Here is a 21,177-nt window from a genome sequence, read left to right as displayed (position 1 = left end):
GGTCGGTAAATACCGGTTGACCCAATACTGATACGCCCGCCTGTCCAAGATCGAGAACGTGTCAAAATCTTATGAACAAAACTTTGAACGCGGGCACGCCGATGACCGCCGAAGGCCGGGGGATACCTTCGGCGGTCGACTCGGGAGGCCGGCCCGGCGTCTGATCAGTCGCGTTGTGCCGCCAGGGTGTCGAGCCAGTTGCCCAGCAGCCCGTGCACGGTGTCCGGCTGGTCGAGGTGGACGTTGTGCCCGGCGCCGTCGACGACCGCGTAGGTGGCGCGCGGATAGTGGTCGAGCAGCTCCAGCTGGTCCCGCCAGCCGACCATGTGGTCCTGACGACCGGTCACCACCAGATGCGTGCCGTCGTGCGTGCCGAACCGGGACTCCGGGGCCTGCCGGAGCAGGTACGCCTTGAGCAGTTCGGCGGCGTCCTCACGGTGATGGGCGCGCAGGCCGGGCAGCACATGGTCGCGGAAGGCGTTCCAGCCGGCGTCGTCCTGGTACAGCGCGATGCTCGTGAACACCTCGCGGTCGGCCGGGTCGAGCGCGGCCAGCAGCGCCTCGTCCTTCGCCAGCACCCGCCGCTCGGGCAGCGTCCGCTCCCCGCCCGGCTTGACCAGCGGCGCGATCAGCGCGGCGCCCAGCACCTGCGGGCCGCGCTCGGCGATCAGATGGCGGGCGAGCTGGCCGCCGTAGGAGATGCCCACGACCGCGAACGGCTCGTCGCCGACGACCTTGTCCACGAACCGCAGCACCGCCTCGCCCATGGCCTCCGCCGTGACCGGCCCGGACAGCCGGGGCGAGCGCCCGGAGCCGGGCAGGTCGACGTAGAGCCGCCGCCAGCCGCGGCGCGCGGCGAACACGGGCTCCAGCGGCAGCAGGAGCCGGTGGTCGATGGTGTAGCCGTGCAGCAGCACCACGGGCGTACCGGAGCCGAACTCGACGTGGTGCAGCAGCTGCTGCGCCTGCTTCGGCGTCCCGGCGGTCTCGGTCGGTCCAGTCTCTTCGGTCATGGCTCCACAGTCCGGTGATGACAAGGGTGGTGAGGAAAGGGTGGTGGACAAGGGGGGGCCGGCGGGGCGAAAGGGCCCGGTACGGCGATACGGCGGGGAGAGCCGGCCGTCCCCGCCGCCGTACGCCGCGCCTACGCCACCGGGCGCTTGGCGGGGAAGCCGTGGCCGCGGGCGAGGACGACGACGGCGATCACCGGCAGCATCAGCAGCAGCACGCTCCACGGCAGCGAGTCGCTGCCGGTCAGGTCGAGCAGCACACCGCCGATGACACCGCCGCCCGCCATGGCGACGTTCCACAGCGTCACCAGCATGGCCTGGGCCGCGTCGGCCGCCTTCTCGCCGCCCGCGTCACCGGCCGCGGTCTGCAGCAGGGTCGGCACCCCGCCCCAGCCCAGGCCCCACAGCACGGCCGCGAGGTAGACGAACGCCGTCTGGTCGGCGAGCACCGCCAGCACCGCGGCGGACACCGCGACCAGCAGCGAGCTGGCGACCGTCAGCACGCGCAGCCGGTGGTGGATCTGCGCGCCGACGATCCAGATGCTGGCCAGCGAGGCGATGCCGAACACCAGCAGCACCAGGTCGGTGTTGCCGCCCATGCCGAGGTCGTCGAGGAAGGTGGCGATGTAGGCGTAGATGATGGTGTGCGCCAGGACGAAGACCAGCGTCACGAACAGCACGGGCACCACGCCGGGGACCTTCAGGGCGTGCAGCATCTTCGGCCGCTCGCCGCGCTCCTGGCCCGGGTAGTCCGGTACGGCGGCGGCGATCCACGCCAGCAGGAGGACGGTGAGCGCGGTCATCGCGAGGAACGCCACGCGCCAGTCGGTCACCTTGCCGAGGAACGTGCCGGCGGGCACGCCGAGGGAGAGGGCGACGGGGATGCCCGCCATCGCCACCGCGATGGCCCGGCCCTGCAACGGCACCGGGGCCAGCCGGCGCGCGTACCCGGCGAGCAGCGCCCAGGCCAGGCCCGCCGCGACACCGGCGACGAAGCGCGCCACCATCGTCAGCCCGTACAGGGACGACAGCGCGGTGACGGTGTTGGCGACGGCGAAGCCGGCCATGGAGGTCAGCAGCAGCCGCTTGCGCCGCCAGCCGGCGGTCGCCGCGGTCAGCGGGATCGCGGTCAGCGCGGTGCCCAGCGCGTAGATCGTGACCGTCTGCCCGGTCGCGGACTCGCTCACATTCAGGTCGTCGCTCATGGACGGGAGCAGACCGGCGGGCAGGGTCTCGGTGAGGCTCGTGATGAACACGGCGGTCGCGAGGGCCAGCAGGGCGAACATGGGCAGCTTCTGCTGCTCGCCGGCGCCCGCCGGACTCGCCTCGGCGCCGGTCCGCACGGGCGAACCGGTCGCGGTATCGGGTGTGGTGCTCATGGAATGTGCTCCAGGGGTTCGGGGACGGAGTGGGTGAGGACTCGGGGCGGGGCCGGGGAGCCGGGTGCGCCGGGGGGACCGGGTGCGCCAGGGGGATCGGGTGGGCCGGGAGGCCTGGGGCTCGCCGGCCGGGTCCGCCGGTACGCCGTCATGGCCGGCTCAGGCCGCCGTCGACCGGCAGGCGGGCCCCGGTGGTGAACGTGGCGTCGGTGGCCAGGAACAGCGCGGCCCGGGCCACCTCCTCGGCGGCGCCGAGGCGGCCCAGGGGCGGCAGGGGCACCCCGTTGCCGCCCGGCGCCTCGATACAGCCCGGCGCCACGGCGTTGACGCGGATGCCCCGGGAGACCAGCTCGCCGGCCAGCGCGTGCACGGCGGCGGGTGAGGGCGCCGGGGTCATCAGCACGACCGCGCCACCGTCCCTGAGCCGCGGCAGCAGCGGCCGGGCGGTGGCCACGACATCCGCGAACAGCAGGTCGACGACACCGCCGGGCCCGAGGCAGGCGGTCACGTCGGAGGGCGCGACGACCCGGGCGGCGGAGCCCAGTTCCCCGCCCAGGCGGTCCCGCTCCTCCGTGGTGCGGGCGGTCAGCACGACCTGGGCGCCGCCCTCCACCAGACGCTTGGCCACGGCCAGTCCGATGGCGGTGGCCTCTGAGACGACTACGGCCGTCCGGCCCGCGTACTTGGTCATGCTGCTTCCTCTTCCTGCGCCGCACCTGCCACAACGGCTCGGTGGTATCGACCTTGCGCCCGGGCGCTTCGGGAAACCTTCGGGACGGCTTACGGCCGGCTCACGGGCACCCGGGGGGGCTGACGTACGGTGCCTGGCCACGGGCACCGGTGACCGGCGAAACCGCTGGTGGACGGCGTGCGGCCGGACGGACACCCCACCGGATCGGCGCCGTGACGTACAGTGACGCACATGCGGTTTGGGGTGCTCGGCCCACTGACGGTGTGGGACGACGAGGGGGTGGCCGTCAGGGTTCCCGAGGCGAAGGTCCGGGCGCTGCTCGCCGACCTGCTCGCACACGACGGCGGACCGGTCTCCGCGGACCGTCTGATCGACGACCTGTGGGGCGACCGCCCGCCGGGCCGGCCCGCCGGCGCCCTCCAGGCCAAGGTCTCGCAGCTGCGCCGGGTACTGGGCCGGGACCGGATCCAGCTCCAGCCGGCCGGCTACCGGCTGCGCCTGGACGGCACCGACGAGGTGGACGCCGTCCGGTTCCGCGACCTGGTGGACCGGGCCCGCGCCGTCGAGGCCCCGGACGAGAGGGCCGCGCTGCTCACCGAGGCCCTCGGGCTGTGGCGCGGACCGGCCTACGCCGACTTCGCCGACCAGGAGTTCGCGCGCGCGGCGGCCCAGCGCCTGACCGACCAGCGGCTGTCGGTGCTGGAGGAGCAGGCCGAGGCCCGCCTGGCGGCCGGCGAACACGTGCTGCTCGCCGGGGAGCTGGCCGACTTGGTGGCCCGGCATCCGCTGCGGGAACGGCTGCGCGCGCTCCAGATACGGGCGCTGTACGCGGCGGGCCGGCAGAGCGAGGCCCTCGCCGCCTACGAGGACCTGCGCGCCCGGCTCGTGGCCGACCTGGGCGTCGAACCGAGCCCCGAACTCGCCGCGCTGCACCAGGCGGTGCTCCGCCAGGATCCCGCGCTGACGGTCGCGCCGCGCCCCGCCGAAGCCGCTCCCCGGGAGCCCCGGGCGCCCGCCGCGCCCGCGAAGACCGCCGCGCCCCCCGCCCCCGCCCCCTCCAACCTGCCCGCGTCCCTCACCCCCCTCATCGGCCGCCGCGACGCCCTCGACCGGGTGACCGGACTCCTCGGCGCCGCCCGCCTGGTGACCCTCACCGGCCCCGGCGGCGTGGGCAAGACGCGGCTGGCGGTGGCGGCGGCCGACGCGCTCCTCACCGACGCCCCCGAACTCCCCGACGGCGCCTGGTTCGTGGAGTTCTCCGGCGTCCGCGGCGGGGCCGCCGCCGACCTCGCCCAGGTGGTCGCCGCCTCCCTCGGCATCAGCGACCACGCGCCCTCCGCCGTACCGGTCTCCGGCACCGGCACCCGGTCCCCCGCGCACCACCTCGCCGCCGTCCTGCGCGACCGGCGCACCCTGCTCGTCCTCGACAACTGCGAGCACGTCGTGGACGCCGCCGCCGAACTCACCACCCTGCTCCTGCGCACCGCGCCCGGTCTGCGCGTGCTGGCCACCAGCCAGGAGCCGCTGGGCCTGCCGGGCGAGGAGGTGTTCCTGGTCGAGCCGCTGCCCACCGACGACGCGGTACGGCTGTTCGCCCAGCGCGCCGCCGCCGCGGCCCCCGGCTTCTCGCTCGCCCCCGACGCCTGCGACGACTCCGAGCGCGCCGCCGTCACCGAGATCTGCCGCCGCCTGGACGGCATCCCGCTCGCCCTGGAACTGGCGGCGACCCGGGTCCGCGCGCTGGGCGTGCGCGAGCTGGCGGCCCGGCTCGGCGACCGGTTCCAGCTGCTGACCTCGGGGCGGCGCGGTGCGCCCGAGCGCCAGCAGACCCTGCGCGCGGTGATCGACTGGAGCTGGGAGCTGCTCAGCGCGCCGGAGCGCATCGTGCTGCGCCGGCTGGCCGCGTTCAGCGACGGCTGTGACCTTCAGGCGGCCGAGGCGGTGTGCGCGGGCGACGGGGTCGCCTGTGCCGAGGTGCCCGACCTGGTGACACGGCTGGTCGACCGGTCCCTGGTGGTCGTCGTGGCCGGGCCCACCGGACCGCGCTACCGGCTCCTGGAGTCCGTCGCCGCCTACGCCACCGAGCGGCTGCACGAGATGGAGGACCTCGCCGCCGTACGCGACCGGCATCTGCGCCACTACCTCGCGCTCGCCGAACGCGCCGAGCCCGAGCTGCGCGGCCCCGGGCAGCGGTCCTGGCTGGCCCGGCTCGACGCCGAGTCCGGCAATCTGCGCTCGGCCCTGGACGAGGCCGTGCGCCGGGCCGCCGCCGGCCACCCCGAGCAGGCGGCACGGCTGGCGACCGCGCTGGCCTGGTGGTGGCTGCTGCGCGGCCGGCTCGCCCAGGCCCGCCGCAGCCTGCGCGCGGTGCTGGACACCGCGACGGCCGCCGACCGCCGCGAACTCACCTTGCTGCACACCGCGTTCGCCCTGCTCACCGGGGACCGCGACCCGGCCGGCGCCCTCCCCGGCGACACCGCCGACACCGACGGCAACGCCCTCCCCGACGGCAGCGGCGGGCCCGACCCGGTACGCCGGGCCCGGTCGCTGTGGCTGTGCGCGTACGGCCTGTTCAGCGCGGGCGCGGTGGCCGACAGCGGGGAGCTGAACGACCGGGCGCTCGCGCTGTTCACCACCGCGGACGACCAGTGGGGCACCGCCGCCGCGCTCGGCCTGCGGGCCACGCTCGCGCTGATCCGCGGCGACCTCGCCGGGCTGGGCCGCGACGGCCGGCGCAGCGCCGAGCTCTTCCGCGAACTGGGCGACCGCTGGGGCGAACTCCAGACGGTGTCACCGCTGGCGGCGCTCGCGGAGATCAAGGGCGAGTACGAGGAGGCCGTCAGCCGCCAGTACGAAGGGCTGCGGATCGCCCGTGAACTGGGCCTCGCGGCCGAGGTGTCGGCCCGGCTGTCCGGCCTGGGCCGCCTGGCGCTGCTGGACCACGACTGGGACCGCGCCCGCGACCTGCACGAACAGGCCCGGCGCAGCGCCGCCGAACAGGGCTACAAATACGGCGAGATCCACGCCGGGATGGGCCTCGCGCTCGGCGCCCGCCGCTCCGGCGACCTGGACGCCGCCGAGGCGCACCTGCGGCACCTGCGCGAGGGGTACGCCGATGTGTCCTCGCAGGCGGGCGACCATCTGCTGCTGGCCGAACTGGGCTTCGTCGCCGAACTGCGCGGCGACGCCGGCACGGCCGCGGCGCACCACTTGCGCGGCCTGGACGTGGCCCGCGCGATAGACGAGCCGAGGGCGCTCGCGCTGTCCCTGGAGGGCCTGGCCGGCGCGGCGGCCCTGCGGGGCACCGAGTCCGCGGCCACCTGCGCGGCCCTGCTGCTCGGGGCGGCCGACGCGGCCCGGCGCAGCGTGGGCGCGCCACTGCCCCCGGCCGAACGCACCGACGTGGACCGCATCGAGCGGGCGGCCCGCGCCACCCTCGGCGACACGGCCTTCACCCGCTCCTTCACCGACGGCACCCGCCTGACCCCCGAGGAGGCCCTGCGCGAGGCGGCCCCGGCACTGGAGGACGCCCGCCGGTAGCCCCGGTCCGCTCAGAAGGCGGCGGCCGGGTCGCGCGGTGATCCCTCCGGCTCGGGGAAGGCCGCGTCGAAAGCGGGGCCCGGCGTCAGACCCAGGTCCCGCCACAGCCGAGTGCCGTCGAACCAGTGGTCGCTGGTCAGCATCTCCAGTCCGTGGGCGGAGCGGCTGTCGTCCGCCAGCAGGGACCGTGCTCGCCGCACCGACAGTTCCCGGTGCGGCCAGGGAATCGCGGCGTGCGCGGCCACCGCCCGCAGGAGCGTGTCCGCGGTGACGGGGTCCGGATGGGTCGCGTGGTAGACGGGAGCCGTCAGCTCCGCCGCCGGCGCGAGGCCGGCGCCCACGGTCAGGCGCGCCAGGTCGCTCGCCGAGATGACCGACAGCCTCGCCGTCCAGCCCTCCACCGTGGCCGGCAAGATGCGGAGCAGCCGGACCAGCCCCGGTACGAGCCAGCTGTCGCCCGCGCCGTGGACGAGGTGGGGACGCAACACCGTCCCGCCGGCGTCGAGGACCAGGTCCTCGGCTCGGGCACGCGTCACCGACGTGGGTGATCCCGGGTTCCTCGCGAGCTGCTCCGGGGTCGCGTTCCTGAACGCGCCCCGCCCGTAGACGGACGCCGTGCTCACGTACACGATGCGGCGGACACCGGCCCGGCGGGCCTCGTCGAGCAGGTTCCCCGTCCCCCGCGTGTTGACGGCCTCGTTGGTTTCGAGGGTGCCGCCGACGTGTGACGCGCAGTGCAGCAGGACGTCGACACCGTCACAGACTCCGCGCAGTGCGCCCGGATCGGTGAGGTCTGCCGGGACGACCTGCCGGCGGGCATCGGTGCCGGGCACCCGGCGGCTGTGTGCCATGAGCCTGAGCCGTACGTCCCGGCGTGCGGCCTCCCGGACCACATGGCGGCCGATGAAGCCCGCGGCCCCGGTGATCAGGACGCGCCGCACAGGACGTTCCGCGAGATCCATGGCAGGTTCAGCCGTTGTCACGGCGGAGCGTCACGAGAGCGGTGAAGACCTGCTCTCCCTGCTGCTCGGCGCGCACGCGCACACGGGTGTCGCCCGCCGCGTCCGAGGGCTCGACCCGTGCTTCCACCCAGCACGGCTCGTCGAGCTCCGCGTACCGCGCGAACTCGCTCTCCATGCCGGTCACAAGGGCCTCGGGCCGACCGGTCGCCACGCGCGCCGCCTGCCGGGCGGCCTCGATCAGCACCATGCCGGGAACGTGATCGACCGGGTGGTCGAAGAGGACCGGATGGCCGGTGTCCACACGAAGCTCCCAGCGTGTTTCCCGGGCGTCCGCCGGCACCGCCAGCAGCACGTCCTCGCGGTGCGTGCGCCCCACGGTGGCAGGGTCGACCGGGGCGGGCGGGACACTTGCCGTCGAGGTGGGCCGCTCGGCGCGCAACCGGCGGTGCACCGAAGGGCTGACGCAGCTGAAGCTCGCGGTACCACCGGCCACCGACCGCCCACCGCGCCGGACGGCCACGGTGTAGCGCATGCGTACGACGGTCCCGCCGCGGCGGACGATGTCATGGCACACCACGTGCAGCTCGACCTCGGTCGGGGCCGCGTCGATGGCGAACGCGGAAGCCTCGGCGGTGAAGGACATGTCCCACATCAGGAACTGATGGCCGAACGGCACCCGGTATTCGGCGTGGGCCAGCAGGCTTCCGGCCTGCCGGATCGACTCGACCAGGAGCATCGGGTCCTGGTGCCCGCCGAGGGGGGCGAACAGCGCGTGCGCCCTGGGCCACTGGGCCCGGACCACGAAGGAGTCGGCCGGGCCGTCCGCGGCGGCCTCCCACCCGGTGAGGAAGACCTCCGCCACGGCGGCGCGGTGGACGTACCCCCGCGGAACCGTGCCCATGAACAACGAACCTGCCGCCAAGGCGCTGTCGGTCCTGGGCGCTGAGATAGCAGCCAGCATCCTCGGCACTCCTGTCTTTCTGCGGCCTGAGCAGGTCGAACGTGGGTCCGGTCACCCCGCCCAGGCCTGATGGAACACATGCAGCCCAAAAGATAGAGGCAGAGTTGTCTGTTCTTCGCTCCGTGAGGCGGTGGAACCAGTCACATCTGCCTGGTTTCCCTTCACGAACCCGCCCTCCCGGGCACCGGCTTCGACGTCAGATGCCTCCCGAATGTCCCTTAAGTTTCGCTTGGCCACTGCCAGTTACGCCACCTTGGCCGTCTTTGCCGCGCTTCACGCCCTGACCTCTCGCCTGGATCCCGGTCCGGGCAGCTCGCCGAAGCAGCGGTAGCAAACAGACAGGCCTGCCTGTTACTGTCTCGAATCGTGAGCGACGCAACAGCTCTCCGTGAAGCGCCCAGGGAGAGACGGATGAACAGGCCGGCCGCCGATCCGGCAGGGACGCGCAGGGACTGGCGCATCCCCCGACCCCTCACCGAACCGCCGCGCACCACGGCGGGGAGCGCGCAGCCCGAGGCGGCACCGGCGCTCCGGGTCCTCGTCATCGACGGCGAGAGCCACGCCGCCGACGGATTGGTGCAGGAGCTGCGCCGGCACGGATACCGGGCGGACAGCGTCGGCAGCGGGGCCGAGGCACTCGCGGAACACCACCGGGCCGACTTCGTGCTGCTCGACCTGGATCTGCCCGATCTGGACGGGCTGGAGGTCTGCCGGCGCATCCGGCTGGCCGGCGACGTGCCGATCATCACCGTGACCGCCCGCGCCTCGGAACTCGACCGCGTACTCGGCTTGCAGGCGGGCTCGGACGACTACGTCGTCAAGCCGTTCGGGCTGCGGGAACTGCTGGCCCGCATGGACGCGGTGCTGCGCCGGGCCCGCCCCCGGCCGGCCGCCCCCCGGGCCGCCGCCGCGCCACAGGTCGTCACGCACGGCCCGTTGCGCGTGGACGCGGCGAGGCGCGAGATCCTGCTCGACGGCAGGCCGCTGGACCTGACGCCCAAGGAGTTCGACCTGCTGCATCTCCTCGTGTCCCAGCCGGAGACGGTCCACTCGCGGCGCCGCGTGATGAGCCAGGTCTGGAACGAGGACTCCCCGCACCGCGGGCGCACCATCGACACCCACGTCAGCAGCCTCCGCGGCAAGCTCGGGTCGAGCGACTGGATCGTGACCGTCCGAGGGGTCGGATTCCGGCTCGGAGAGCCTTGGCGGATGCCGCGGCCGGCGTCCGCCGACAGCCTCTGAAGCGAGCTATAGTGCAGACAAGTCTGTTTGATTTTCGATACGCGGCACAGGAGTACAGACATGGCTCGGCAGGAACGAGGCATCCGGTCGAGGCGCCTGATCCTGGAGGCAGCCGCGCACGTATTCGACGAGCGTGGCTACGACGCGGCGAGCACGAATGAGATCCTCGCCAGGGCGGACCTGACCCGAGGCGCCCTGTATCACCACTTCCCGTCCAAAGAGGCCATCGCCACCGCGTTGATCGAGGCGCACGGCCAGGCCCTCGTAGTGCCGCACCAAGAGGTGGTACTCCAGGCCGTCATCGATCTCACCCTGGGATTCGCGCGCCAATTGCAGCACGACCCCATCCTGCGGGCCAGTGTGCGGCTCGCGGTCGAGCAGTCGTCTTTCGCGCCTCCCACCAACACCCCGTACCAGCAGTCCATCACGGCGATCGAAGACCTCTTGCGCCGGGCGAGCCAGCAGGGCGAGCTGCTTCCCGGAACGAATCTGCCGGAAGTCGCGCAGACCATCGTGGGGTCCTTCACCGGCCTGCAGGTGATGTCACAGATCTACAGTGACCGCCAAGACCTTCCCGAGCGCGTCTCCGCCCTGTGGCGTCTCATCCTCCCGGGCCTGGCCTCCCCGGGAATCCTGCCCCGGCTGCGGACGACGGCCCCGCCCCCGGCCGACGACTCCCGGCAGGACGGCTGACCGCTGCGCGGCGAGCGAGCGTTCAGGACCGAGGAAAGGAACTCCTCGGCCCTGAACGCTTTTCTGTTCCCCCGCCCGCAAGCGCTTCCTGACATTTCTCTGTACTTCCCCGGGGAATCCTGAAGTTTTCCGCTCCGAAGCCTGCGGAGTGATGACACACCCTGTACCTGCGCCCATTGAAAATCGGTGGGCGCACGGCAAGACTTCTTCTTGTTGCACGGAGCCCTCAGTTCAGCGTTTCGCGGAAGGCGGTTCATTCGTGACCACGCCGGCCATATCCTTTTCAGCCGAATCGCTCTCCGGTGAACTGCGGCAGTTCACTCAGGAGATGTTCGCCGGTCTGCCCCGCGTGGATCAGCGACGCTGGGGACGTACCTATATCGAGGGACTGCTGACCGTCTCGGGACGCAAGTCGATCCGCCGGCTGGCGGAGGCGATGGACATGCCGGAAGCCGCGCACGGGCTCCACCAGTTCATCAACGCCAGTCCGTGGGACTGGCTCCCCGTCCGGCGCGCGCTCCTGCACTGGGCGGAAGAGCGGATCAGAGCCCGCGCGTGGGTGATCGCCCCGGCCGCGCTGCCCAGACGCGGAGAGCACTGTGCCGGCGTGCACCACCGCTTCGTGCCCGCCCTCGGACGTACCGTCAACTGTCAGGTGGGCATCGGTGTCTTCCTGGCCGGCGGACGGGCGACCGTGCCCGTCGACTGGAGACTGCTGCTGCCCGGCCGGTGGGCCCAGGACGCACAGCTGCGCGAGCGCGCGCGGATCCCCGCCGATCTCCCCGCCGGCACCGTGGTCGGCCATGCCCTGGAGCTCGTCGACTCCCTCACGGCCGAGAGCGGTTCCGCCCGTCTTCCCCTCGTCGCCGATCTCACCGGCGAGCAAGGCACGGGCTGGCTGCTGCGAGCACTGAAGGCACGCCGTCACGACTTCCTCGTGGCCGTCCCGGACAGCCTGCCCACGCGGACCCGGCCGGGGCCCGTGCTGGGCGCCCGCGACGTCCTGAGGCTGGAAGGGACGCGAACGATCCCGCTGGGTGGGGGCCCCGCCCGCATCCTCACCCGTCCGGTGGGCCTTCCCGGGGCGGACGCCGACCTTCCCGCCTGCCGGCTGTTCACCGTCTCGGATCCGACGGCGCCGGGACCCGGCCGGCTGTGGATCACCAACATGGTCCGCGAAAGCCCGGAACGACTGTGCCGCCTGGCGGCCAAGGCGGATGTCACCCCCACCGTCGACGCTCTCACGGGCGAGTTCGGGATGACCGCGTTCGAGGGCCGCTCCTATCCCGGCTGGCACCACCACATGACGCTGGTGTCGGCGGCCTTCGCCTTCGACTGCCTGAGGAAGGCGGCGGACGAGCCGCTCACGCCCGTGCTGCGGACGGCGGCATGAACGGCATCCCCGCGGCGGCGGCGCGGACGACGCAGTGGTCGCGTCCCCGCAGCCGGCGGTAAGCGGCGAGGGCATCGCGCGTCGACGACCACCAGCGCTCCCTCACCTCGTCCTCCGGGACGGAGAAACCCGCGGACCCGAGGAGGGCGACGGCCCGTTCGCAGGCGGCGGCCCACTGGCCGGTCAGCACACGGGCCTGACGCCTCACAGCCACGGGAATCATCGGGACGACGGCACCCCGCTCCGGCACCACCAGCGCGCGCACCACGTCGTCCAGTGCGGCGGCGAGCACCGCGCCGCTGTGAACGCCACGCCCGGCACCCCCTCCCGTCAGCGCTTCCCACACCCGGGACCGCCGGGCGTCCGCCGCGTCGGCCAGGCCGCCCAGCACCTCGTCCAGGCCGTCCGGAGCGGCGGCCACCCGCAGGTCGGTACGCAACGCCGCCACCAGGGAGCTGATCAGCACGCCCTCCAGCAGGAGGTAGCGGGCACCGAGCCGCGCACACCCCCGCGTGTCCGCGTCCCGGCCCCCGGTCGGCTCCGGGTCCGCCGGCCGCTCAAGGGGGCGGTCCGAGGGGCCGAGGCCCAGGGCCAGCGAGCGGAGCAGCGCGGCGTCGCGCTCATGCCGCGCGGAACGGTCGAGCAGCACGGACCGCGCGGACCCGGCGGGGGCCGGCGCGGCCAGCGAGCGGAGCGAAGCGGCCAGCTCCTCCTCGTGCCGGACGAGTTCGGCGAACCGGCCCGTCAGCCTCTGTCGCGCGTACGGGTGAAGCGCCCGACCCGGGGTCGGCAAACCGGCAGTGCTCACAGTCCCTGTGGTTCCTCTTCGTGCCTCGGCCACCTGCGGCGCGGCGCGGGTACGGCCGGTGGGCCGGGCCCGCGCCGCCGCGTCGTCCGTCAGCTCCAGTAGGTGAGCGGCTGCTCGGTGCCGCGTACCCCGATGAAGAAGCTCACGGCCGCGCGGTCGCGCCCGCTCGAAGGCCGCACGGCGTGAATGCGCGAGGCGTGGGAGAGGATCAGCATGCCCGCCGTCGGCTTCAGCGCCACCGTGGGCTCCGGGATCAGGTCCCGGTTGAGGCCGTAGCTGTCGGCCGACACCCGCAGGGCGTCGTACTCGGCGTGTTCGTAACCACGGGACCAGAGCTCGAGCTCGCCGCCCTCGTCGGCCGTCTGCAGGTACAGGTTGGCGGTCATCTGGGTGAGCAGCTCGGCCTTGCCGTCGGACCGGTCCTCGCGCCGCAGGTCCTCCAGCTCCCAGGACAGGAAGTCCTGGTGCGGGATCGCGCCGTTGCCCGCGGTGAAGACGCGCGCCTGGCCGACGAACAGCGGGTTGCCCTCCAGGTGCTCCATGTTCGCGCCGCCCGGCCATGCCTCCTGGAGTTCCAGACGCAGCCGGTCGATGGGCGAGAGGTAGGGGCTCCAGGCGTCGCGCAGCGACTGCACGGCGGCCACGGCCTCCGAGAAGTAGCGCTGCTCACGCTCCTTGGTGGACAGCCCTTCGTACGTGTTCAGACCCCACTTGTGCACACCGGGGACATTCGCGTACTCGCCGTACAGGCTGTCGTGCAGCAGCTGCTTCGTGGCGCGCGCGCACAGGTCCAGCGGGCAGTACTCACGGACGACGATCGCGATGGCCTCACCATGCGCCAGGGCGAGGAGGTCCTCCCTGGTGATGCGATCCGCCTCGATCACCCGCGGGTTGTCCAGTTCTCCGAACGGAGAAATCTTCCTGGAGTCCAGTTCCGTAATCATGGGTATTTCCTTCCGGGCTACTCAGCCACCAATGCGGGCCATGCCGCGAGCAGGCCCTGAAGACGTGTCGACCATAGGCCGTGAAATCCCGGACCGCACCCTCCGACAAGGCCGGAGAAGGCGTGGGTTCACCCTGGCTTTGGAGGGGATTTGGCCGACTTCCCAGAACTTCCCGTCCCGCTTCTTCCGGGGCATTGGACGCGGCGCCGGGTTGGTGTGTGGAGTTGCCAAAGTAGCGGCCGGCCTCCGACCCGCCCGACGGGCCGCTCGCCTGTCCGCGCAAGGGTCGTTCGCCGACGGAGGCGAGATGACGCGGGAACCCGGCACGCACGGTGACGTAAGTTCTTGCCCGCTGAAACGGCGTCCCGATCGAGTTGCCGCCTTCAGCCCTACCTGGAGACTGCTGCGCGCCACCCATGCGCACCGGCTCGCTACTCAGGGGACTGATCTATGGAATTCAAGGTTCTCGGCCATTTCGAGGTAGATTCCGGAGACCTTGGGGTGTGCACCCCCAGCGCTTTCAAACAGCGTGCGCTTCTGGCGCTGCTCGTCACCCACCACGACCAGTGCCTTGCGGCGTCCAGCCTGGCGGAGAACCTCTGGGGCAAGGACGGCCAGCCGTCGACGGCCCGCGCAGCGCTACAGGTGTACATTTCCAAGATCCGGCGCCACCTGGCCGGCTTCGGTTTCAATCCCGACGGGATTTCCACCAGCCTGCCCGGTTACATTCTCCGACTGGCCGACCACTCACTCGACCTCGTCGAATTCCGGCGGCTCACGCATCGCCAGGACATCCCCCGGACCGAGGACCGGGAGACCCTGGAAGCCGAGAGCCGGCGCCTGCGGCAGGCGCTCGCGCTGTGGCGCGGCCCCGCTCTGGCCGACCTGCGCGAGGTCGCCGCGCTGCGGGAGCTGGGTACGGTCCTCGACGAGGCGTGGACGTCGGCCATGGAACGCAAGCTGGAGATCGACCTGCGCCTGGGCAGAGAGCTCATGGTCCTCAGCGATCTGCGTCAGCTGGCCCTGAGGTACCCGGAACGGGAGAAGATCCAGGGACTGTTGATGGCGGCCCTGTACCGCAACGGCCGTACCACCGAAGCCCTCGCCACGTACGGACACCTGCGCTCGACGCTCGTCACGCGGTTCGGCATGGAACCCGGCCGCAGGGTCAGCATGCTGCACCACGCCATTCTCGGCCGTGAGCCTTGGCTCGAGGAGCGCACCGACGGGATCTTCGCCCCGGTCGCCTGAGCCCCCACCCGGTCGCCTGACACCCCGGTCGCCCGACGCCCCGCCCTCGGCCCGCGCTTTCCACCCCGAACGTTCCGAGCGGTCTTCCGCCCGCCCGCCGCGCGAACTCGCCTTCGCGTCACTGATCACAACGAGGAAACAGAAGGATCCCATGGCAGCCCTTTTCAAGGCACGAGGTTGACGTTCCATGCGTGTCAAGTCAGTTGAGCAAGTCCTGTCGTCCGCCGAGGGAGGTGACGGGCACGGAAGGCTGCGCCGCGACCAGGGATGGTTCGACCTGGTGGTCACCGGTGTCGGCATGGTGCTGGGCACCGGGATCTTCGTCTTCACCGGACAGGTGGCACGGCAGATGGCGGGCCCCGCCGTCGCCGTGTCCTTCGTCCTGGCCGCGGTCGTCTGCGGCTGCGCCGCCCTGTGCTACGCGGAACTGGCCTCGGCCCTCCCGGTCGCCGGCTCGGCCTACACCTTCACCTACGCCACGCTCGGCGAACTGGCGGCGTGGGTCATCGGCTGGGCGCTGATGCTCGAACTCACCCTGTCGGCCTGCGTGGTGGCCGTGGGCTGGTCGGGCTACCTCCAGTCGCTCCTCGACTCCGCGGGCATCCACCTCCCCACTGCCGTGAGCGGCGGCGACGGATCCTTCGTGAACCTCCCCGCCATGCTGCTCATCGTGCTCCTCGTCGGCGTGCTGATCCGGGGCGGAACCCTCTCCAAGGGCGCCACGCAGGTCCTGGTCGCCGTCAAGGTGGCGGTGGTCCTGTTCGTCATCGTGGTCGGGTCCTTCTTCGTCAAGGCGTCCCACTACAGCCCCTTCGTCCCGCCCTCCGCCCCCGCCGAGACGGCCTCGGGGGTGCACACCCCGCTGCTCCAGGGCTTCCTTCCGGGCACCCCGTCGGCCTTCGGCGTGACCGGCGTCATCACGGCGGCGGCCATGGTGTTCGTCGCCTACATCGGATTCGACGTGGTGGCGACGTCGGCGGAGGAGACCCGGCGCCCGCAGCGCGACCTGCCGATCGGCCTGCTGGGCTCCCTGCTGATCGTGACAGTGCTGTACGTCGCGGTGAGCCTGGTCCTCACCGGCATGCAGTCGTACAGCCGGCTGTCGGTGGAAGCCCCCGTCGCCGAGGCGTTCAAGGCCGTGGGGCACCCCATGGTCGGGGCCGTCATCAGCGTGGGCGTGGTGGTCGGCCTGGTCACGGTCTGCCTGGTGAGCATCCGGGGCCAGAGCCGCGTGCTCCTCGCGATGAGCCGCGACCGCCTGCTCCCTGCGGTCTTCGCCGCGGTGCACCCGCGCTACGCCACCCCGCACCGCAGCCTGCTGGCGCTCGGCGTGGTGATGGCCCTCCTGTCCGGCTTCGTCGACATCGGTGTGCTGGCGGACCTGGTCAACATCGGCACGCTCTTCGCGTTCGTCCTCGTGTCCGTGGGCGTGATCGTCCTGCGCCGTACGCGTCCCGACCTGCCGCGCCCCTTCCGCGTGCCGCTCGTGCCGCTGCTGCCGGGGATCTCGTTCGCCGCGTGCCTCTACCTGATGGTCAACCTCTCGCTGCTCACCTGGCTGACCTTCGCGATCTGGCTCGCGGCCGGCCTGGCCCTGTACGCCGCCTACGGCCGGCGGCGCAGCGTCTTCACCGGTCGGAGCGCGTCCCCTGCCCCGAGCGCTCCCGGCGTCCGGACCGAGACGCCGGCCGCCGCGGTGGGCGGACCGGTGGGCGCGGCGGCGGGAAGGGAGTCGTGATGCGCTTCCCCAAGGCGTTCTGGCTCCTGTGGTGCGGGCAGGCCCTGAACCGGGTCGGCAGCCTGGCGCCGGCGTTCCTGGTGCTGTACCTGGAGCAGGAGCATCTGGTCGGCTCCCGGACCACCCCGCTCCTCGTCGGGCTGTTCGGCGTGGGCGTCCTCGCCTCCAGCCTGGTGGGCGGAGCCCTCGCCGACGCGATCGGTCCGCGGCGCACCATCATCGGCGCCCAGCCGGTGGCCGTCGTCACCGCCCTGCTCTACCTCGTCACGACGAACACGGCCGCGCTGTGCGCACTGGCCCTGGTCACGGGTTTCCTGTCCGCGGTGGACCGGCCCGCGAGCGCCGGCCTGATCTACGAGATCGTCCCCCGAGCCGACTTCGAACGCGCCTACAGCCTCTACCTCGTCGGCTTCAACGTCGGGATGTCGCTGAGCCCGGTGCTCTCCGGCTTCCTGCTGGCCTACTCCCCGCCCCTGCTGTTCTTCGTGTGGGCCGTCGGCAGCTCTCTCTACGCGCTGCTGCTGGCGGGGCTGCCCAAGGACGAGCGCGCCACCGGACGGCAGGAGACCCGGGCACCCGTGCTGCGCGAGGCCGCCCGCTCCATGGCCGAGCCCTTCCGCTCACCCGTCCTGGCCGGGTTCCTGGGCCTGACCTTCCTCATGGCCTGCATCTACCTCCAGGTCAACTCGACGCTGCCGCTGGGCATGCGCGGTGCGGGCATGAGTCCCGGTGAGGTCGGGATCGTCCTCGCCGTGAACGCGGTGGCTTCCGTCGTCCTGCTGCCGCTGGCCCCGCGAGTCGCCCGCCGCATGCGCGAAGAGGTCCCGCTCGCGCTGTCCGCCCTGGCCATCGCCGTGGGCTTCGGGCTGAACGCCTTCGCCCACTCGGTGCCCGGTTTCATCGTGGCGACGCTGGTGTGGACCCTGGGGGAGGTCCTGTGGGCCCCCACGTCGGCCGGCTTCGTGGCGAACCGCGCGCCCGAGGGAAAGGTGAGCACCTACCAGGGCTCCATGTTCTTCGCGTGGAACACGGCGGCCGTGGCGGGCGGCCCCCTGGGCCTCGTGGTGGCCGGCGCCTTCGGCTACAGCACCCTGTGGCTGTCCGTCCTGGTGCTCGGACTCGCGGTCACCTGCGGGTTCAAGGCGCTCGTCAAAGTCCCCGGGTTCCGGCCCGCTGCGGCCGTCACCGCACCCGTCTCCCCCGACCGTGTCCACGTCCCCTGACAGGAACCGAACCATGCCAGTAACCGAGAACACCACCGGGCACCGTCCCACCGCTGTCGTCGTCGACGGCTACTCCGCCGGCAACTTCTACCCCCGGGCCTTCGCCGAACTGGGTGCCGACGTCGTCCACGTGCAGAGCACGACCGAGCTCATCCCGACCCTCAGCCCCCCGCGGCTGTCGGAGTACGCGCTCAACGTGGTGTGGGCCGACGGTGACCTGGAGTCGCTGGTGCGGCGGCTCAAGCCGTACGACCCGGTCTGCGTCGTCGCCGGGCAGGACGGCGCGGTCACCCTCGCCGATCACCTCGGCGAGGCACTCGGTGTGCCGTCCAACGGGACCCTCCTGACCCGGGCCCGCCGCGACAAGTACGAGATGATCGAGGCGTTGCGCCGGGCCGGGGTCCGCTGCGCCGACCAGTTCAAGAGCGCCGACCCGGGGGCCATCGCCGCCTGGGCCGCCGAGCGCGACGTGTACCCCGTGGTCGTCAAGCCGCTGAGCTCGGCGGCGTCGGACGGGGTGTCCGTCTGCCGCAGCGCCGAGGACGTCCGCAGGGCCGCCGAGGAAGTCCTGGCGACACCGGACATCTTCGGGAAGGAGAACCGGGAGATCCTCGTCCAGTCCTACCTCTCGGGCACCGAGTACATCGTGGACACGGTCAGTGCCGACGGGGTGCGGTACACGTGCGACGTCTGGCGGTACGAGAAGTCGCTGTTGCCCAACGGGAAGAACATCTACAACCGGGACCTCCTGCTCGACGGGGACGACGCCCTGGTCGCCGAGCTGACCGCGTACGTCGACGAGGTCCTCGCCGCCCTCGACGTCCGGTGGGGCCCGGCCCACGCCGAGGTCATCGTGACTCCGGACGGACCGGCTCTGGTGGAGATCGGCACCCGGCTCAGCGGCCACATCGACGCCGACTTCAACAACGCGTGCCTGGGCCACAACCAGGCGGCTCTGACCGCGCTGGCCTACCTGCGGCCGGAAACCTTCCAGGAGCGGTACGGCGACCGGACCTACAGCAGGCTCCGCCCCGCCGCCATCTACGAGGCCCCCACCACGCTCGACGGCACGGTCACCGCGGTGGACGAGGACGTCGTGGCGGAGATCCGCGCCCTGGACAGCGTCCACGACCTCACCGTCAAGCTGAGGCCCGGCGACCGCATCACCCCCACCGCCGGACTCCTCACCAGCGTGCTCCGCGTCCTCATGAGCGCACCGGACGAGCAGCGGCTCACCGCGGACTACGAGCAGGTGCGCTCCCTCAAGGACAAGGTGTACCAAGTCACCGAATAGGCCCGACGCCCACGTCAAAAAACCCCTCCAGCCAGCGTTTCCGCAGGTCGGAGGGGTTTTTGGAAGTGGAGCCTAGGGGAGTCGAACCCCTGACATCCGCCATGCAAAGACGGCGCTCTACCAACTGAGCTAAGGCCCCGGGAAGGCGGCGACCGACCGGAAGGAACAGGATCCGGCGGGTGCCGCAGACCAGAGTACCGGGTCACCCCCCGTGTTCCGCAAAAAGATTGGGGGTCCCCGCGGATGACCACTCTCCGTAAGATGCTCGGCGTGGTTCGCTACAGCGAACCGCGGTTTTCAGGGGAAGCGATGGGGAGACGCAATGGACGCCGCACAGCAGGAAGCCACCGCCAGAGCGCGGGAGCTCCAGCGGAACTGGTACGGGGAGCCGCTGGGGGCGCTCTTCCGTAAGCTCATCGACGATCTCGGGCTGAACCAGGCACGGCTCGCGGCGGTCCTCGGCCTGTCCGCCCCGATGCTCTCCCAGCTGATGAGCGGCCAGCGCGCCAAGATCGGCAACCCCGCCGTCGTCCAGCGGGTCCAGCTGCTCCAGGAGTTGGCCTCCCAGGTCGCGGACGGCAGCGTCAGCGCCGCCGAGGCGACCGAGCGCATGGAGGAGATCAAGAAGTCACAGGGGGGCTCCGTGCTCAGCAACACCACCCAGACCACCAGCAGCTCGGGCGCGCCCACGGTCAAGCGCGTGGTCCGGGAGATCCAGTCGCTGCTCCGCTCGGTGGCCGCCGCCGGTGACATCATCGACGCCGCCGACGCCCTCGCGCCGAGCCACCCCGAACTCGCCGAATTCCTCCGGGTCTACGGCGCCGGCCGCACCGCGGACGCCGTCGCGCACTACCAGTCCCACCAGAGCTGACCCACGGGCCGGCGCACCGGCGCACCGGGGGACCGGCAGGGGCACGGGACACGGGGTACGGGATCACCAGCGGGGAGCGCACAGGGCCACGAGGAGGAGCGGCGGCTGCATGGGTGAGGTCTTCGCCGGCCGGTACGAGCTGGCCGACCCGATCGGACGCGGTGGCGTGGGCGCCGTATGGCGGGCCTGGGACCACCGCCGGCGGCGTTACGTGGCCGCCAAGGTCCTTCAGCAGCGCGACGCCCACTCCCTGCTCCGCTTCGTCCGGGAGCAGGGGATGCGCATCGACCACCCGCACGTCCTCGCACCGGCCAGCTGGGCCGCGGACGACGACAAGGTGCTGTTCACCATGGACCTGGTCACCGGCGGCTCCCTGGTCCACCTGGTCGGCGACTACGGCCCCCTCCCGCCCGCCTTCGTGTGCACCCTGCTCGACCAGTTGCTGTCCGGGCTCGCCGCCGTCCACGCCGAGGACGTCGTCCACCGGGACATCAAGCCCGCCAACGTCCTCCTCGAAGCCACCGGCACCGGCCGCCCCCGGCTCAGGCTGTCCGACTTCGGCATCGCCATGCGGCTCGGCGAGCCCCGGCTGACGGAGACCAACCTCGTGGTGGGCACGCCCGGTTACCTCGCCCCCGAACAGCTGCTGGGCGCCGAACCCGACTTCCCTGCCGACCTGTTCGCCGTGGGGCTGGTCGCCCTCTATCTCCTCGAAGGGGCCAAGCCGGACACCAAGGCGCTCGTGGACTACTTCCTGGAGCACGGCACGCCCGGCCCGCCCAAGGGCATCCCGGAACCCCTCTGGCAGGTCGTCTCCTCGCTGCTCCAGCCCGATCCCGCGGACCGTTTCCGTACGGCCACGGGGGCGCGCAAGGCGCTCGCCGCCGCCGCGGAACTCCTGCCGGAGCCCGGCATCGACGACGAGCTCATCGAGATCTTCGACCAACTCGGCCCGCTTCCTCCCGGTTTCGGCCCCGACGGCCCCCTCCGTCCGGCCCCCGGCGTGGCCGTGGAGCTGCTCCCCGACAACCCCTCGACCCCGGCCTCCGGCACGCCCCCGCAAGGGGACCGGCACACCGGCACGGGCACAGGTACGGGCACAGGACCAGGCGGGAGTACGAGCGCTCGTACCGGTACGGACCCCAGCGCGGCCACCTCCACCGGCTCCCTGTCGGAC

17 protein-coding genes and 1 tRNA gene are annotated in these 21,177 nt (G+C 72.3%); 10 read left to right on the top strand and 8 right to left on the bottom strand.

The genetic code is table 11. The features are described 5' to 3' along the window. Positions 1-164 precede the first annotated feature (164 nt). The 3 genes from IH25_RS0135270 to IH25_RS0135260 all read right to left on the bottom strand — a co-directional run bounded on the left by IH25_RS0135270 (position 165) and on the right by IH25_RS0135260 (position 3,080). Entirely contained in the window at positions 165-1,013 is an 849-nt protein-coding gene (locus tag IH25_RS0135270; RefSeq protein WP_051754362.1) for an alpha/beta fold hydrolase, read from the bottom strand. A gap of 131 nt (positions 1,014-1,144) precedes the next feature. Then, entirely contained in the window at positions 1,145-2,389 is a 1,245-nt protein-coding gene (locus IH25_RS0135265; protein WP_030620539.1) for an MFS transporter, read from the bottom strand. 148 nt (positions 2,390-2,537) lie between these two features. Continuing rightward, positions 2,538-3,080: an SDR family oxidoreductase gene (locus IH25_RS0135260; RefSeq protein WP_030620536.1), complete on the bottom strand. Its 543-nt coding sequence runs from the start codon at positions 3,078-3,080 to the stop codon at positions 2,538-2,540. 231 nt (positions 3,081-3,311) lie between these two features. On the opposite strand from IH25_RS0135260, the gene IH25_RS0135255 reads away from it, so the two are divergent. After that, the gene (locus tag IH25_RS0135255; RefSeq protein ID WP_030620532.1) at positions 3,312-6,620 is read left to right on the top strand and encodes a BTAD domain-containing putative transcriptional regulator; all 3,309 of its coding nucleotides are present in this window, start codon (positions 3,312-3,314) and stop codon (positions 6,618-6,620) included. 11 nt (positions 6,621-6,631) lie between these two features. Here the strand turns inward: IH25_RS0135255 and IH25_RS0135250 are convergent, their stop codons facing one another. Both IH25_RS0135250 and IH25_RS0135245 read right to left on the bottom strand, forming a co-directional pair. After that, on the bottom strand, positions 6,632-7,582 hold the full coding sequence (locus tag IH25_RS0135250; RefSeq protein ID WP_030620530.1) for an NAD-dependent epimerase/dehydratase family protein: 951 nt from the start codon (positions 7,580-7,582) through the stop codon (positions 6,632-6,634). A 7-nt stretch (positions 7,583-7,589) separates the two neighbouring features. After that, a complete protein-coding gene (locus tag IH25_RS0135245; protein WP_063755184.1) occupies positions 7,590-8,483 on the bottom strand; it encodes a ScbA/BarX family gamma-butyrolactone biosynthesis protein in 894 nt (297 codons plus the stop codon). Between the two features lie 471 nt (positions 8,484-8,954). Here IH25_RS0135245 and IH25_RS0135240 point away from each other — a divergent pair, with 471 nt between their 5' ends. The 3 genes from IH25_RS0135240 (at position 8,955) to IH25_RS0135230 (ending at position 11,871) form a co-directional block, all read left to right on the top strand. After that, positions 8,955-9,785 (top strand): response regulator transcription factor, encoded by an 831-nt coding sequence (locus IH25_RS0135240; RefSeq protein ID WP_051754361.1) that lies wholly within the window; start codon positions 8,955-8,957, stop codon positions 9,783-9,785. A 60-nt stretch (positions 9,786-9,845) separates the two neighbouring features. After that, positions 9,846-10,478 (top strand): ScbR family autoregulator-binding transcription factor, encoded by a 633-nt coding sequence (locus tag IH25_RS0135235; protein ID WP_030620522.1) that lies wholly within the window; start codon positions 9,846-9,848, stop codon positions 10,476-10,478. 259 nt (positions 10,479-10,737) lie between these two features. Then, on the top strand, positions 10,738-11,871 hold the full coding sequence (locus IH25_RS0135230; RefSeq protein ID WP_245172977.1) for an IS701 family transposase: 1,134 nt from the start codon (positions 10,738-10,740) through the stop codon (positions 11,869-11,871). Here IH25_RS0135230 and IH25_RS0135225 read toward each other — a convergent pair. Continuing rightward, a complete protein-coding gene (locus tag IH25_RS0135225) occupies positions 11,843-12,679 on the bottom strand; it encodes a hypothetical protein (RefSeq protein WP_157847073.1) in 837 nt (278 codons plus the stop codon). The genes IH25_RS0135230 and IH25_RS0135225 overlap by 29 nt on opposite strands. An 89-nt stretch (positions 12,680-12,768) precedes the next feature. Next, complete coding sequence (locus tag IH25_RS0135220; protein WP_030620513.1) at positions 12,769-13,623, bottom strand: 2OG-Fe(II) oxygenase; 855 nt, start codon at positions 13,621-13,623, stop codon at positions 12,769-12,771. Positions 13,624-14,073: 450 nt separating this feature from the next. Between IH25_RS0135220 and IH25_RS0135215 the strand changes: the two genes are divergently transcribed. The 4 genes from IH25_RS0135215 to IH25_RS0135200 all read left to right on the top strand — a co-directional run bounded on the left by IH25_RS0135215 (position 14,074) and on the right by IH25_RS0135200 (position 19,129). Further along, complete coding sequence (locus IH25_RS0135215; RefSeq protein WP_078844581.1) at positions 14,074-14,874, top strand: AfsR/SARP family transcriptional regulator; 801 nt, start codon at positions 14,074-14,076, stop codon at positions 14,872-14,874. A 187-nt stretch (positions 14,875-15,061) separates the two neighbouring features. After that, on the top strand, positions 15,062-16,612 hold the full coding sequence (locus IH25_RS0135210; protein WP_078844580.1) for an amino acid permease: 1,551 nt from the start codon (positions 15,062-15,064) through the stop codon (positions 16,610-16,612). Further along, positions 16,612-17,835: an MFS transporter gene (locus IH25_RS0135205; RefSeq protein ID WP_063755180.1), complete on the top strand. Its 1,224-nt coding sequence runs from the start codon at positions 16,612-16,614 to the stop codon at positions 17,833-17,835. The genes IH25_RS0135210 and IH25_RS0135205 overlap by 1 nt, the downstream gene beginning before the upstream one ends. Positions 17,836-17,848: 13 nt before the next feature. Further along, entirely contained in the window at positions 17,849-19,129 is a 1,281-nt protein-coding gene (locus IH25_RS0135200) for an ATP-grasp domain-containing protein (protein WP_030620502.1), read from the top strand. Positions 19,130-19,195: 66 nt separating this feature from the next. Here the strand turns inward: IH25_RS0135200 and IH25_RS0135195 are convergent. Continuing rightward, a tRNA-Ala gene (locus tag IH25_RS0135195) sits at positions 19,196-19,268 on the bottom strand. Positions 19,269-19,451: 183 nt separating this feature from the next. On the opposite strand from IH25_RS0135195, the gene IH25_RS0135190 reads away from it, so the two are divergent. Then, the gene (locus IH25_RS0135190; RefSeq protein WP_030620499.1) at positions 19,452-20,000 is read left to right on the top strand and encodes a helix-turn-helix domain-containing protein; all 549 of its coding nucleotides are present in this window, start codon (positions 19,452-19,454) and stop codon (positions 19,998-20,000) included. Positions 20,001-20,109: 109 nt separating this feature from the next. Further along, the coding region (locus tag IH25_RS0135185) for a serine/threonine-protein kinase (RefSeq protein ID WP_030620496.1) at positions 20,110-21,177 on the top strand (1,068 nt) is incomplete at its 3' end.

Source organism: Streptomyces achromogenes subsp. achromogenes, assembly GCF_000720835.1.
Taxonomy (GTDB): domain Bacteria; phylum Actinomycetota; class Actinomycetes; order Streptomycetales; family Streptomycetaceae; genus Streptomyces; species Streptomyces achromogenes.
This window is presented reverse-complemented; position numbering and strand designations above follow the sequence as displayed.

Bases quoted from the DNA above. Each gene is read 5' to 3' on its own strand.
- IH25_RS0135270 (WP_051754362.1), bottom strand. From the start codon at position 1,013: ATGACCGAAGAGACTGGACCGACCGAGACCGCCGGGACGCCGAAGCAG.
- IH25_RS0135265 (WP_030620539.1), bottom strand. From the start codon at position 2,389: ATGAGCACCACACCCGATACCGCGACCGGTTCGCCCGTGCGGACCGGC.
- IH25_RS0135260 (WP_030620536.1), bottom strand. From the start codon at position 3,080: ATGACCAAGTACGCGGGCCGGACGGCCGTAGTCGTCTCAGAGGCCACC.
- IH25_RS0135255 (WP_030620532.1), top strand. From the start codon at position 3,312: ATGCGGTTTGGGGTGCTCGGCCCACTGACGGTGTGGGACGACGAGGGG.
- IH25_RS0135250 (WP_030620530.1), bottom strand. From the start codon at position 7,582: ATGGATCTCGCGGAACGTCCTGTGCGGCGCGTCCTGATCACCGGGGCC.
- IH25_RS0135245 (WP_063755184.1), bottom strand. From the start codon at position 8,483: ATGGGCACGGTTCCGCGGGGGTACGTCCACCGCGCCGCCGTGGCGGAG.
- IH25_RS0135240 (WP_051754361.1), top strand. From the start codon at position 8,955: ATGAACAGGCCGGCCGCCGATCCGGCAGGGACGCGCAGGGACTGGCGC.
- IH25_RS0135235 (WP_030620522.1), top strand. From the start codon at position 9,846: ATGGCTCGGCAGGAACGAGGCATCCGGTCGAGGCGCCTGATCCTGGAG.
- IH25_RS0135220 (WP_030620513.1), bottom strand. From the start codon at position 13,623: ATGATTACGGAACTGGACTCCAGGAAGATTTCTCCGTTCGGAGAACTG.
- IH25_RS0135215 (WP_078844581.1), top strand. From the start codon at position 14,074: ATGGAATTCAAGGTTCTCGGCCATTTCGAGGTAGATTCCGGAGACCTT.
- IH25_RS0135210 (WP_078844580.1), top strand. From the start codon at position 15,062: ATGCGTGTCAAGTCAGTTGAGCAAGTCCTGTCGTCCGCCGAGGGAGGT.
- IH25_RS0135205 (WP_063755180.1), top strand. From the start codon at position 16,612: ATGCGCTTCCCCAAGGCGTTCTGGCTCCTGTGGTGCGGGCAGGCCCTG.
- IH25_RS0135200 (WP_030620502.1), top strand. From the start codon at position 17,849: ATGCCAGTAACCGAGAACACCACCGGGCACCGTCCCACCGCTGTCGTC.
- IH25_RS0135190 (WP_030620499.1), top strand. From the start codon at position 19,452: ATGGACGCCGCACAGCAGGAAGCCACCGCCAGAGCGCGGGAGCTCCAG.